Source organism: Paraburkholderia aspalathi (genome assembly GCF_900116445.1).
GTDB classification, from domain to species: domain Bacteria; phylum Pseudomonadota; class Gammaproteobacteria; order Burkholderiales; family Burkholderiaceae; genus Paraburkholderia; species Paraburkholderia aspalathi.
In genome coordinates, this window is sequence record NZ_FPBH01000013.1 from 90,322 (window position 1) to 102,805 (window position 12,484).

At 62.3% G+C, this 12,484-nt stretch carries 11 protein-coding genes; 4 read left to right on the top strand and 7 right to left on the bottom strand.

Annotated elements, in window-relative coordinates; translation table 11 throughout:
* Positions 1-31: 31 nt before the first annotated feature.
* On the top strand, positions 32-1,267 hold the full coding sequence (locus tag BM438_RS20550; protein ID WP_208620680.1) for an NADH:flavin oxidoreductase/NADH oxidase family protein: 1,236 nt from the start codon (positions 32-34) through the stop codon (positions 1,265-1,267).
* A 61-nt stretch (positions 1,268-1,328) separates the two neighbouring features.
* On the opposite strand, the gene BM438_RS20555 is transcribed toward BM438_RS20550, so the two are convergent.
* From BM438_RS20555 to BM438_RS20575, 5 genes are all read right to left on the bottom strand, one after another.
* Positions 1,329-2,399 carry a rhodanese-like domain-containing protein gene (locus BM438_RS20555; protein WP_093637189.1) on the bottom strand — a complete coding sequence of 357 codons (1,071 nt, stop codon included), beginning with the start codon at positions 2,397-2,399 and terminating at the stop codon, positions 1,329-1,331.
* A 195-nt stretch (positions 2,400-2,594) separates the two neighbouring features.
* Positions 2,595-3,251 (bottom strand): peroxiredoxin, encoded by a 657-nt coding sequence (locus tag BM438_RS20560; RefSeq protein ID WP_093636854.1) that lies wholly within the window; start codon positions 3,249-3,251, stop codon positions 2,595-2,597.
* 306 nt (positions 3,252-3,557) lie between these two features.
* Complete coding sequence (locus tag BM438_RS20565; RefSeq protein WP_093636857.1) at positions 3,558-4,061, bottom strand: HPP family protein; 504 nt, start codon at positions 4,059-4,061, stop codon at positions 3,558-3,560.
* A 69-nt stretch (positions 4,062-4,130) separates the two neighbouring features.
* On the bottom strand, positions 4,131-5,333 hold the full coding sequence (locus tag BM438_RS20570) for an NAD-dependent formate dehydrogenase (RefSeq protein ID WP_093636860.1): 1,203 nt from the start codon (positions 5,331-5,333) through the stop codon (positions 4,131-4,133).
* A 157-nt stretch (positions 5,334-5,490) separates the two neighbouring features.
* Positions 5,491-6,420: a LysR family transcriptional regulator gene (locus tag BM438_RS20575; protein WP_093636863.1), complete on the bottom strand. Its 930-nt coding sequence runs from the start codon at positions 6,418-6,420 to the stop codon at positions 5,491-5,493.
* Positions 6,421-6,629: 209 nt separating this feature from the next.
* On the opposite strand from BM438_RS20575, the gene BM438_RS20580 reads away from it, so the two are divergent.
* Entirely contained in the window at positions 6,630-7,424 is a 795-nt protein-coding gene (locus tag BM438_RS20580) for a M24 family metallopeptidase (RefSeq protein WP_093636866.1), read from the top strand.
* Here the strand turns inward: BM438_RS20580 and BM438_RS20585 are convergent.
* Positions 7,322-8,815: a sensor histidine kinase gene (locus tag BM438_RS20585; protein WP_093636869.1), complete on the bottom strand. Its 1,494-nt coding sequence runs from the start codon at positions 8,813-8,815 to the stop codon at positions 7,322-7,324. The genes BM438_RS20580 and BM438_RS20585 overlap by 103 nt on opposite strands.
* Complete coding sequence (locus BM438_RS20590) at positions 8,812-9,567, bottom strand: response regulator transcription factor (protein WP_093636872.1); 756 nt, start codon at positions 9,565-9,567, stop codon at positions 8,812-8,814. Before BM438_RS20590 ends, BM438_RS20585 begins: the two co-directional genes overlap by 4 nt.
* A gap of 254 nt (positions 9,568-9,821) precedes the next feature.
* On the opposite strand from BM438_RS20590, the gene BM438_RS20595 reads away from it, so the two are divergent.
* Positions 9,822-11,684: a cytochrome c biogenesis protein DipZ gene (locus tag BM438_RS20595; protein WP_093636876.1), complete on the top strand. Its 1,863-nt coding sequence runs from the start codon at positions 9,822-9,824 to the stop codon at positions 11,682-11,684.
* Between the two features lie 47 nt (positions 11,685-11,731).
* Positions 11,732-12,469 carry a peptide-methionine (S)-S-oxide reductase MsrA gene (msrA, locus tag BM438_RS20600; RefSeq protein ID WP_093636879.1) on the top strand — a complete coding sequence of 246 codons (738 nt, stop codon included), beginning with the start codon at positions 11,732-11,734 and terminating at the stop codon, positions 12,467-12,469.
* The last annotated feature ends 15 nt before the right edge of the window (positions 12,470-12,484 follow it).

Sequence of the window (12,484 nt, forward strand, 5' to 3'; positions counted from 1 at the left end):
GGCATCGCTCCTTTTGTATGCTGACTCCGCCATGACTACTTCGCTGTTCACACCCGTGCAGTTGCCCAACGGCAGCTGGCTGCCCAACCGTCTCGCCAAAGCGGCGATGGAAGAGAATCTTGCCGACGCGGGGCAACTGCCTGGCGAGACGATCCATCGCCTATACCGTTCGTGGGCCGAAGGTGGCGCAGGTCTTATCGTCACGGGCAACGTGATGATCGACGGCCGGGCGCTAACCGGGCCAGGCGGGATCGTGCTTGAGGCCAATACGCCTCTCGCACCCTTCACGCAGTGGTCACAGGCGGCCCGCAGCCGTGGTGCCCAGGTGTGGATGCAAATCAATCATCCAGGCCGGCAGGTGCTCGCGGCAATGGGCGGCACGGCGTGGGCGCCTTCGGCTGTGCCGATGGCGCTCGGCAAACACAGCAAGCTGTTCGCGCAGCCGAGCGCCATGAGCGAGGCTGAGATAAGCGAGACCATCGGCCGCTTTGCGGCGACGGCGCACGCTGCCGAGCAGGCGGGGTTTACGGGCGTGGAAATTCACGCCGCACATGGCTATTTGATTTCGCAATTCCTTTCGCCGCTGACCAATCGCCGCGCCGACCGTTGGGGCGGCAATCTTGCCAACCGTGCCCGTCTGTTGCTGGACGTGGTGCGTTCGGTACGCGCAAGGGTTTCGCCGGGTTTTTGCGTGGCCGTCAAACTGAACTCCGCTGATTTTCAGCGCGGTGGCTTTTCGGAAGAGGACGCCCGGCAAGTCGTGCTGTGGCTGAATGACCTGTCGGTCGACCTGGTCGAGCTATCGGGCGGCAGCTACGAAAGCCCTGCGATGCAGGGCGACACTGCCGACGGGCGCACCCTCGCGCGCGAAGCCTATTTCCTCGAATTCGCCAAGGATCTGGCCGGTGTCGCCACGATGCCTGTCATGACCACCGGTGGCATCCGGCGCCGCGCTGTGGCCGAGCAGGTGCTGAACAGTGGTGTCGCCGTCGTCGGCATGGCCACGGCGCTTGCCGTGATGCCCGATCTGCCGGCACGCTGGCAGGCAGGCGCCGATCTGGGGGCGCACATGCAGCCGGTCGAGTGGCGCGACCGGGCACTTGCGGCAATCGCGCGCATGGCGCTCGTCAAACGCCGTCTGCGATCGCTCGGCACGGGACGTACTGCGCCCGCTCAGTATTCCGCGGTCTTAACGTTGATCATGGATCAACTGCGCACGCGCCGCCTGACGCGGCGTTATCGGCAATGGAAGCAGGAGCACGCGTGAAGCGTTAAATCAGACGCGGCGTGGCCGATGGATCGCCATCAGCCGACGATTGACGATTCCGTCACATGCTGGCGTTTTCAACGACGCGGCCTTCCGCGCGCCAGCGGAGCATGCCGCCGGGCAGGTTGGCAACCTGCTCGAATCCGGCTTGCCGCAGCATGATCGTGGCTTGTGCCGACCGTCCGCCGGCCCGGCAGACGGTCACGATCGGGCGTTCCTTCGTGAGTTCGGCGATACGCCCGGCGAGCTCGCCCAATGGAATGAGCTTCGCAACGGGGATGCGCCCCAGCGGCCCGCTGAACTCGTCGGGCTCGCGCACGTCGACGATCTCGACTGCCCGCAGATTTTCCTCGAGCCACTGGGCGTTGATTTCCCAGATGCCCGCAAAGCTGCATGTCAGTGGCGCCCAATCGGGCTCCGCCATCTGCGCGGGGTAGCTTGCCGCCAGGCCGCATTTCAGGTTTGCGGGTACCGCCACGTCGATCTGCTTCGGATGCGGCAGGCGCAGGTTCGTCATGTATCCGGCGAAATCGTCTTCACACAATTCACCGCCAAGACGCGGATTGAAGCGTCGCTCCTCATCCACGCTGGTGACCGTTAAACCGCGATAGTCGTGAGCCGGGTAAAGCAGGCACGCGGCGGGCAGCGTAAAGATGTTGTTGTGGACCGCGCGAAACATGGCGTGCGCGTCACCGCGCTGGAAATCCGTTCGACCCGTGCCTCTGATCAACAGGCAGTCGCCGGTAAACGCCATGGTCTCGTTGTCGAGTACGAGTGTGATGCATCCATCGGTATGACCCGGCGTGGCGCGTATGGACAAGTACCTTGCGCCGAACTCGACCTTGTCGCCGTGGTTCAGATAGCGGTCCGCACCTTCGGCGCCGCTTGCGGTCGAGATCGCAATCCGGCTACCTGTGCGGCGATTCAGCATCCATGCACCGGTCACGTGATCGGCGTGGACGTGAGTGTCGATGGTGTAAAGCAGATGCAATCCAAGTTCTTCGATCAGGGCAGCGTCCCGGCGCACCTGTTCGAATACCGGATCGACCAGCACGGCCTCTCGCGTTGCGCTATCGGCAAGAAGATACGTGTAGGTTGAGGATTGCTGATCGAATAGCTGCCGGAAGATCAACACGATTTCACCCCGCGGCCCGCTTTTGCGAGCGGTTAAGGATCGCGGCTCATGGAGTGTCGCCAAACCGTACCGCAGGCAGTCGATTTAGACGCACCCCGTTCGGCGGGCCGGGCGCGTGGATGCACCCGGACTCGCATCGGCCGCCGCACTTCGACACTATCTGGCGCTCGTCGCTCCAATCAATGAGCGCTTTTACTTCGGTTGCGTAACGTATCGCAGATAAGGCTTCACGGTTTTGAAACCCTCAGGATATTTTTGCATTGCGGCATCGTTGGAAACGGACGTTGGAATGATCACGTCTTCACCCGGCTTCCAGTTTACCGGCGTCGCCACCGTATGTTTCGCGTTGAGTTGCAGGGCGTCGAGCAACCGCAGCACTTCGTCGAAATTGCGGCCTGCACTCATCGGATAGACGAGCATGGCTTTGACCTTCTTGTCCGGCCCGATGATAAACACGGAGCGAACGGTCGCGTTGTCCACCGCGGTGCGCGGGCCGCCGCCGCTCGCTTCGGGATGAATCATGTCGTAGAGCTTCGCGACCGTCAGGTCCGAGTCGCCGATCAACGGGTAGTTGACCGCGTGGCCCTGCGTCTCCGCGATATCCTTGACCCACTCCTTGTGATCGCCGATGGGATCGATGCTGAGCCCGATAATTTTTGTGTTGCGCTTATCGAATTCTGGCTTGAGACCCGCCAGGTAGCCGAGTTCCGTCGTACAAACCGGGGTGAAATCCTTCGGATGCGAAAACAGGATCGCCCAATGGTCTCCGATCCATTCGTGAAAATGGATCGTCCCTTCGGTGGTTTCAGCAGTGAAATCGGGAGCGTTTTCTCCTAGTCGAATCGACATCATCAGTCTCCATAGGTGAGTGCACCGAGGTACCCGTGCCGCGGTCGGCGTGACGTCCCCTGGGCTGCCTGGGTGTTGAGTGGCAATTGGTCTGACTAGAGACTACCCTTCGGCCGCTTACACCGTATTGCACCATATCGCGCCGAAGGGCCGTCTGCGGGCGCAGCAGATTCAGAGACGCTCCCAAATAGCCGGGATGCAGGAAAGACATCGGGACGCGCTGCGGGTCGCTCCTATAGCGTATAACAAAAAAGGCTGTCCCTGTAGGCAGGTTCTAGGGGGAATCCGCCGCTGCGCTGCGACTAATTACCGCGCGACACGCTTGCGGACAATGTTGTTGAACAGCAGCGCGATCACCTGCAACACCAGCACACCGGCCAGGATGGGCAAAATCAGAAAGCGTGGAGACATCCCACCCGCCAGCATGATCACGAGCGGATCGGCGCCTGCGGGGGGATGCACCGTCCTGGTCAGTTGCATGGCGGCAATCGCGGCGCCGACGGCCAACGCAGCCTGCCAGATTCCTGCGCCTGCGATCCAGAAAACCGCCAGCCCGACTGTCGAGGCGATCAGATGCCCGAACACGAGGTTTCTCGGTTGGGCAAAGGCGCTATCAGGGGCCGCAAACAACAGTACGCTCGAAGCACCGAATGGTGCGATCAACAGCGGCAAGCCGGTGAGTTTGCCGAGCGTGCCGAGCACGGCGATTGCAATGGTGCCGCCTAGAAAACCTAGTACAGCCGGCATGGCGACATGACGAAACGTGGGGCGTGAGCCGACCGCCGCCGACCCAGGAACACTTTGTTGCATGGATACTCCGGCATGGGCCGCATGCCGTCCGCGCGATGGGTCCGCGCCTGACGGCATGCGGCAACAGGATCAGGCAGCCTTGAAGCGGCTGGCTTCTTCGGAACCCTTCGTCGCGTTGCCCGCCGAGTACGAATGGGCGCCCACGCCCGCGAGTTGTCCGCCGTCGACAATCAGATACTCGTCACGAATCGGCCGTTTTTCGAACCAGCACTCAAGAATTTCGCGTGTGCCGGCCGCGTATCGCGTCTGGGCGGACAAGGTCGTACCCGACGTGTGCGGCGTCATCCCTTGATGCGGCATCGTGCGCCACGGATGATCGCGCGGCGCCGGTTGCGGGAACCACACATCGCCCGCATAGCCTGCCAGTTGTCCGCTTTCGAGCGCGCGAACAATCGCGTCGCGGTCGCAGATCTTGCCGCGCGCCGTGTTGATGATGTACGCGCCGCGCTTCATCTTCGCGATCATTTTTTCGTCGAACAGGTGCTCGGTTTCTGGATGCAGCGGACAGTTGATCGTCACGACATCGCATACCTTCACCATCGATTCGACATCCGGATGCCAGGTCGCACCCAGTTCGCGTTCCACATCCGCCGGCAGACGATGCCGGTCCGTGTAGTGAAGTTTGACGTCGAAAGCCTTGAGCCTGCGCAGCACCGCAGCGCCGATGCGCCCGGCTGCAACCGTGCCGACGTGCATGCCTTCGAGGTCATATGCCCGCTCGACGCAATCGGCGATATTCCAGCCGCCTTGCTTCACCCACTCATGCGAAGGGAGATAGTTGCGGACCTGGGAGAGGATCATCATCACCACGTGTTCCGCGACGCTGATGCTGTTGCAGTACGTCACCTCGGCGACCGTGATGCCGCGTTCAATCGCCGCTTGCAAATCGACGTGATCGGAGCCGATGCCGGCGGTCAAGGCGAGCTTGAGCTTGGGTGCTTTGGCAATGCGTTCCGCCGTCAGATAGGCCGGCCAGAACGGCTGCGAAATGACGACCTCTGCATCGTGCAGTTCACGTTCGAACACTGAGTTCGGGCCGTCCTTGTCGGACGTGACGACCAGCGTATGTCCTTGCGATTCGAGAAAACGACGCAGCCCCAGTTCGCCGGAGACGCTGCCGAGCAACTGTCCCGGCGTGAAATCGATCGCCTCGGGCGTGGGCGCTGTCTGACCATCGTGATAGCGGGTGATTGCCGGAATGTCGTCGCGCGCATACTTTTTCGGCATGCCGCCGACCGGGTCGTCATACAGTACACAAAGAACCTTGGCCATCTTGTCTCACTCCACTCAGTGCAATTGTGATCCGGCGTCATGCAGCTGCCGGGTGGATCGATGCGTGACATCGACCGGCACAGTGTCTGTGAGGGAAGTGGACCCGGTCCAATCGTTTGGACGGATTGGCTGATAACCTGTACTTATCAAACCTGGTTTATTGCAGGGCTGCGATATCCGTCTTCTGTAGCAATGCATCGAACGATTGCTGCAGATCGAGTCGTTCTGCCGCGCTCCACATGGCGGCTGCCAGCGGTGGCATCGATGGAGAATTGCGCGTAATCAGGCCAATCTCACGTGTCAGCTCGGGCAACAGCGGCGTTGCGCTGATGCTGGTCCGGGTGTCGAGCACGCTCAAAAGACTGTGCGGCAAGATGCTGTATAAGCCGGCGTGCTGTACGTTCGAATACAGCGCGAGCAAGGAATCTGTTTCGAGCACGACGGTCGGTTGAACACCGGCGCGGCGAAAGGCAGCATTGATGACCTGGCGGTTCTGCATCGAGGTGCCCAGCAGGCAGAAAGGCAGCTCGCCGAGCGCGTCCCAACGGTTCAGAGCAGGGTCAGCAGGCGAGTCAGGAGGGGACAGCAGAAAGTAGCGTTCGCGATACAGCGGGAGCACGGCAAAACCAGCCTGAACGCGATCGTCCAGATAGGTGAACCCGACATCGAGTTCATAGTCGTCCAGCTGACGCAGGATCGTGTCGGCGCTGAGCGAGCGTGCGGAGTATCGGATCGCGGCGTGATCGGCCCGGCACGCTCCCAGCAACAAACCGACGATAGGCATCGTCGTCGGAATGACGCCGATGCGGATCGTACCGGTCAAGCGCACCTGAGCGGCCGACGCGTCCTGGCGCATATGTTCGAGTGTGGCGAGTGTCTGACGGGCCCAGCCAAGCACCCGCTCGCCTTCCTCGGTGAAGCCGATGAAACGCCTGCCGCGCCGGACAATGACCAGGCCCAATTCTGCCTCGAGGCTTCGAATCGCCGAGGACAGCGCCGGTTGCGAAACATGGCTCAGCTCGGCAGCCTTGGCGAAATGCTGTTCCTGCGCAAGCGTGACCAGATAATGAAGTTGACGGATGAACATCGCGCTCCCCGAATACCGGCAGGTGCCGTTTGCACATGCCCGCCTCGTTATATCACATGGAATATAGCGACTGCGCTTGCCCTGAACGGATCGACGCACACCGTTTCGCGAGACATGGCCGTCTCCGCGACACGCAACCGGCAGAAACAGAACGTGGACACCGATGCATTCGATCGTTATATTCGAACGGACACAATCGGAGAAGATGGATGGAAGCAGCGGCGAAACAGGCGGTCGGAAGCAAATACGTGCTCGAGTCGATGAAATATGCCCAGCGCCGGACGTGGGACGTGGTGGAGCAGTTGGCGCAGCGGATTCAGCCCGGCATGCTCGAGTCGGAGGCGACGGCCGAATGCAAGAACGTATTGAACGAGCTGGGCATGGATCGCATCTGGCATCCGGTGTTGGTGCGCTTCGGCGAGAACACGCTGAAGACGTTCAAGCAGCAATCGGATGGCGATCCGCGACTCAAGGACGACGATATTTTCTTCGTCGACCTGGGCGTGGTTTGGGATCAGCACGAAGGCGATGCGGGCGCGACCTTCGTGGTCGGCCATGATGCGGAGATGAAGGCGTGCGCCGACGCCGCAAAGACCGTGTTCGACGAAGTGGAGCATCACTGGCGCTCGACGCGTGCCGGTGGCAAAGCGCTATATGACTTTGCAGCAGAACGCGCAGCGGCACTCGGATGGCGCCTGAATCTGGACATCAAGGGTCACCGCGTCAGCGACTTTCCGCATGCGATCTACAAAGCAGGCAATCTGGGCGATTTCGCGGACTGTCCGGACGCCGGCCTGTGGATTCTCGAAATCCAGCTCGCGCATCCGACGCGGCCGTTCGGGTCGTTCTATGAGGATTACTGGTCTGATCGCGCCCGATACGCCAAGCCGCCGTACGATCGTCAGAGCGGGATACCGGCGACAGCCGGCTTTTCGGTGGTCGCCAGCTCGAAACAGAATGCCGTGCCCGTTCCCTCACGTTCGAGCAGGCGTATCTGGCTGTGATGCAACTGCAGCATGCGCTGCACGATCAGCAGACCGAGTCCGCCGCCGCGATGCGCGCCACCTGAACTGAACGGACGTTCGAACAGCCCTTCGCGCTGCTCCGCTGGAATGCCGGGACCCGTGTCGCTCACCGTGACCGATACCTTGCCGTCCTTGTGCGCGAGATCGATGTCGATCGACCCGCCGGCGGGCGTGTGGCGAATCGCGTTGTCGAGCAGGTTCGTCAGCACGCGCTCGATCATCCCCAGGTCGGCGTAGACCGCCGGCAGACGAGGTGGAAAATCGGCGCGCAACTGGATGTGCCGCGCCTCGGCCGGCAACTCGAATTTCTGGAAGACGTCCTGGACCAGATCGACCAGCGAGAACGGCTCGAGTGCGGGTTGTACGTTCCCGTGTTCGAGCCGGGCCAGTTCGAATAGCGCCTGCGCGAGCCGCCCGACCTTGACGCTCTGCGCAAGCGCAATCGCCAGATAGCGTTTGCGCTCGGTTTCGCCGAGCGTCTCGGCTTTGAGCGACAACGTCTCGAGGTACCCATGCAGCGAGGTCAATGGCGTGCGCAGGTCGTGCGAAATATTGGCGATCAGTTCGCGCCGCTGTTGATCCTGGCGCGTCAGCGCGCGCCACTGCTCGCCGATGCGGTTGGCCATCTGCGCGAACGTCGCTTCGAGTACGCCGATTTCGTCGCGCCGTCCGGCAGGCGACGAGCGTGGGACCGTCGGCTGGGTGTCCGGCTCGCCGTCGGCATCGAAACGGCGCATGGCGTCGGTGAGGCGGCGTAGCGGCCGCGTGATCAGGCCGAATGCCGTCAACCCCGCAAGCAATCCCAGCAGCGCGACCAGCGCCATCGACCAGAGGGTGGTACGCAGCACCGAGCTGGCGGCTACGCGCGCGGCGAGCGCGTCGTGTTCCTCGCCGAGCAGGACCACGTAGATATAACCGGACGGCGGCTGCCCGTTCAGTTGCAGCGGCGCGGCGCTAAACACTTTTTTCCCGTCGACGCTGCGCGGGTCGTCGCCGAGAATCGGCAACGCGTCCCCGGCGATAAATTGCCGGATCGGCGCGAGATCTACCTGAGCGCGCTTGACGTGGCCCACGGGGGCGTCGTCGCCCTCGATGCGCCCCTGATTGTCAAGCAGATACACCTCGACGCTCGGATTCACCATCATCAACTGGCCGAACAGCTGGCGCACCGCGTCGGGCCGCAGGCCGTTCGCGTCCATCAGCGTGGTGCGATGCGCGATATGGTTGGCGAGATCCTTTGACAGGCGCTGCACGACTTCCTTTTCGTGCAGGTCGCTCGAACGGATCTGCAGCCACGCCGACGCGCCGCAGCACGCCAGCAGCAATGCTGAGAAGACGATCGAGAGCCGCTGGGTTAGTGTCAGGTTCACGGCGCGTCCTGAGGTGCGCTGGCGGGCGTGGGCCCGTCGCCTGGATTGCCAGGCATAGCCAGCTTGTAGCCGCGTCCCCAGACGGTCAGGATGCGCTCGGGCTGGGCGGGGTCGGTCTCGATCTTCGCGCGCAGGCGGTTGATGTGGGTGTTGACCGTGTGTTCGTAACCCTCGTGTTGATAGCCCCACACGGCATTGAGCAGGTCCATCCGCGAGAACACTTTGCCGGGATGCTGCGCGAAGTAATACAGCAGGTCGAATTCACGCGGCGTCAGTTCAATCGGCTTGCCGTCCACTGTCGCCTCGCGCGTCAGCGGATCGATCGTGAGTCCGGCGAGTTGCAGACTGCCCGCGTCGATGCGCGAGTCTTTTGCCATGGCTTCGACGCGCCGCAACAAAGCTTTGACGCGCGCAACCAGCTCGAGCACGGAGAACGGCTTGGCCAGGTAGTCGTCGGCACCGAGTTCGAGGCCGAGGATCCGGTGTACTTCGCTCGAACGCGCGCTGGTGATGATGATCGGCGTGTAGCGCGTCATCGCGCGGGCGCGCCGGCAGATTTCCAGGCCGTCGACGCCGGGCAGCATCAGGTCGAGGATCAGCGCGTCCCAGCCGCCTTGCTCCAGCAGGCGCAGCCCTTCGCTGCCGTCGGCGCTGTGCACGACTTCGTAGCGCTCGTCGCGCAGATGAAGGCTCAGCACGTTGGCGATGTCGACGTCGTCTTCAACGATCAGGATGCGCTTCAATGGGTCCATGGAGGGCTTTGGCCGCGGGTAAGGGTGTGGTTCGGGGCGTGGTTCAGGGCGGTGGAAAGACAGGGCGCCCGCAAAAACGGGCCGTTGCGCCATTGTGCAAAATTTCCGGGCGGCGAGTTATCACATTTAATTTAACTTTTCGTGAGGACTTTGACACCCCTCGCGCCCTAGGATGTGGGCACTTTCCGCTGATCTGCAGCGCACTCAAGCCGCGTAACCATCCTAACCGACTCAAAACATCGCCCGGAACCGACATGCTACTCATCGTTCTTGCCTATCTTGGCGGCGCTCTGACGATCCTCAGTCCGTGCATCCTGCCGGTGCTGCCCTTTGTCTTCGCGCGCGCCGATCAGCCTTTCGTGCGCAGCGGGCTGCCATTGCTGGCCGGCATGGCGCTGACTTTCGCCATCGTCGCGACCCTCGCCGCCGTGGGCGGCGGTTGGGTCACGCAGGCTAACCAGTATGGCCGCTGGCTTGCAATTGCCTTGCTCGCCATCTTCGGACTGACGCTGTTGCTGCCGCGTTTCGCCGATCATCTGATGCGTCCGCTGGTGAGCGCCGGCAATCGCCTGTCGAATTTCGCGCAGGGCGACGGTCAGCAGGTTCGCGCGGGATCGTCCTTTCTGCTGGGCATCGCGACCGGCTTGCTGTGGGCGCCGTGCGCCGGTCCGATTCTCGGCCTGGTGCTGACCGGCGCGGCATTGCGGGGCGCGAGCGTCGGTACCACGCTACTGCTGGTTGCCTACGCGGCCGGCGCGGCGACTTCGCTCGCAGTGGCGCTGCTGATCGGCGGCCGGGTGTTCACGGCGATGAAGCGCTCGCTGGGCGCGGGCGAGTGGATCCGTCGCGGGATCGGCGCGGCGATGCTGTGCGGCGTGGTGGCGATTTCGCTCGGGCTCGACACCGGCGTGCTGGCACGTGTATCGACCATCGCTACCGGTGGCCTTGAACAGAAACTGGTCGACAAGCTCTCGCCCGGCGCGACGCCGGCTAATCCGGTGGCGGCGGGTAATAAGACCAATGCACCAGCCAATGCTTCAGGTAGCGACGCCGTGATGACGGCCAACCCCACCGCCGATGCAAGCGACGCCGGCGCGATGATGCGCGCTTCGCAAGGCGCGTCAGGCGGCGCGGCTGCGTTGCCCGTCGAAGGTGTGCTGCCGACCTTGAACGGCGCTGTTCAGTGGCTGAATTCACCGCCGCTGACGGTTCAGGACCTGCGCGGCAAAGTTGTGCTGGTCGATTTCTGGACGTACTCCTGCATCAACTGCCTGCGTTCGCTGCCGTACGTGAAAGCGTGGGCGCAGAAGTACAAGGACCAGGGGCTCGTCGTCATCGGCGTGCATGCACCGGAATTCGCGTTCGAACGCAATGTCGACAACGTGAAGAAGGCTGTCCACGATCTCGGCGTCGACTATCCCGTCGCGATCGACAACAACTACGCGATCTGGCGTGCGCTGAACAATCAATACTGGCCGGCCCATTATTTCGTCGATGGTAAAGGACAGATTCGCTATCACCATTTCGGCGAAGGCGACTATGCGGAATCGGAAAAGGTGATTCAGGAATTGCTGACTGAGGCAGGGCATGCGAATGCGTCGAAGGTCGCAATCGGCATTACCGGCACGGGCGCGCAAGGCGTGCAGGTAGCGGCCGACAGCGCCGACATGCAATCGCCGGAAACCTATATCGGATACGAGCGTGCCGAGAATTTCACGTCGCCCGGCGGCGCAGCGGAGGACAAGGTTCATACCTATAAGGCGCCATTACAGCCCGCTGTCAACGATTGGGGGCTGGCCGGCGCGTGGAATGTGGGCGCCGAACACGCGACGCTCGCGGCGGCCTCCGGACGCATCATCTATCGCTTCCATGCGCGTGATCTGCATCTGGTGCTCGGTCCGGGCAAGGACGGCAAGCCGGTTCGCTTCCGCGTCAGCGTGGATGGCGTGGCACCGGGCGCGGCGCACGGAACAGACGTCGCCACCGACGGGACCGGCACTGTTACCGAGCAGCGTCTTTATCAACTCGTGCGGCAAACCGGCGACGTTGCGGATCACACGTTCTCGATCGAGTTTCTGGATCCGGGCGTGCAAGCGTTCGCCTTTACGTTTGGCTAAGCCGAGCCTGACGGCGTGACTCAACCACTTATTGAAAGACTGACATCATGCAAACAACCTCTACTAGCAAGGTTTCCCAGCGCAGGCGTTCGTCGTTTTTCCGGCTCGCGGGTTGCGTCGCCATTGCGGCAGGCGTCTTCGCCGCGCAGCGCATCGCGAACTCAGCCGAAGCAATGACGAAGATTCCGCCGCCTGCCCATGACGAGAGCGTCGGCGCCGTGCATAGCGAAACCGCTGTGTTCGCGGGCGGTTGCTTCTGGGGTGTTCAGGGCGTGTTCGAACACGTGCGAGGCGTGAAGCAGGTCGCCTCGGGATACACGGGCGGCGCGGCCGGCACCGCGCAATATGAAACCGTCAGCGAGGGCGATACTGGGCATGCCGAATCGGTGCAGGTCACCTATGACCCGACGCAGATAACCTACGGACGTTTGCTGCAGATTTTCTTCTCGGTCGCACACGACCCCACCGAGCTGAACTACCAGGGCCCCGATCACGGCACGCAATACCGCTCGGCGATCTTTCCAGCCAATCCTGAGCAGCGTAGCGTCGCGCAGTCATACATTGCGCAGCTCGACAAGGCGCACGTGTTTTCAGGGCCGATCGTCACGCGCGTGGAGGATTTCAAGGGCTTCTATCCGGCGGAAAGCTATCACCAGAATTTCCTCGCGTTGCATCCTGACTACCCGTACATCGTGATTAACGATCTGCCGAAGGTGAGCGGACTGAAGCGCATGTTTCCCGATCTGTATCGCAACGATCCGGTGCTGCTCAAGGTGAGCGGCTAGTTTCGCGAGCGAGCC

Coding starts and splice junctions, on each gene's coding strand:
- BM438_RS20550 (WP_208620680.1), top strand. CDS start 32: ATGACTACTTCGCTGTTCACACCCGTGCAGTTGCCCAACGGCAGCTGG.
- BM438_RS20560 (WP_093636854.1), bottom strand. CDS start 3,251: ATGTCGATTCGACTAGGAGAAAACGCTCCCGATTTCACTGCTGAAACC.
- BM438_RS20565 (WP_093636857.1), bottom strand. CDS start 4,061: ATGCAACAAAGTGTTCCTGGGTCGGCGGCGGTCGGCTCACGCCCCACG.
- BM438_RS20570 (WP_093636860.1), bottom strand. CDS start 5,333: ATGGCCAAGGTTCTTTGTGTACTGTATGACGACCCGGTCGGCGGCATG.
- BM438_RS20575 (WP_093636863.1), bottom strand. CDS start 6,420: ATGTTCATCCGTCAACTTCATTATCTGGTCACGCTTGCGCAGGAACAG.
- BM438_RS20580 (WP_093636866.1), top strand. CDS start 6,630: ATGGAAGCAGCGGCGAAACAGGCGGTCGGAAGCAAATACGTGCTCGAG.
- BM438_RS20590 (WP_093636872.1), bottom strand. CDS start 9,567: ATGGACCCATTGAAGCGCATCCTGATCGTTGAAGACGACGTCGACATC.
- BM438_RS20595 (WP_093636876.1), top strand. CDS start 9,822: ATGCTACTCATCGTTCTTGCCTATCTTGGCGGCGCTCTGACGATCCTC.
- msrA (WP_093636879.1), top strand. CDS start 11,732: ATGCAAACAACCTCTACTAGCAAGGTTTCCCAGCGCAGGCGTTCGTCG.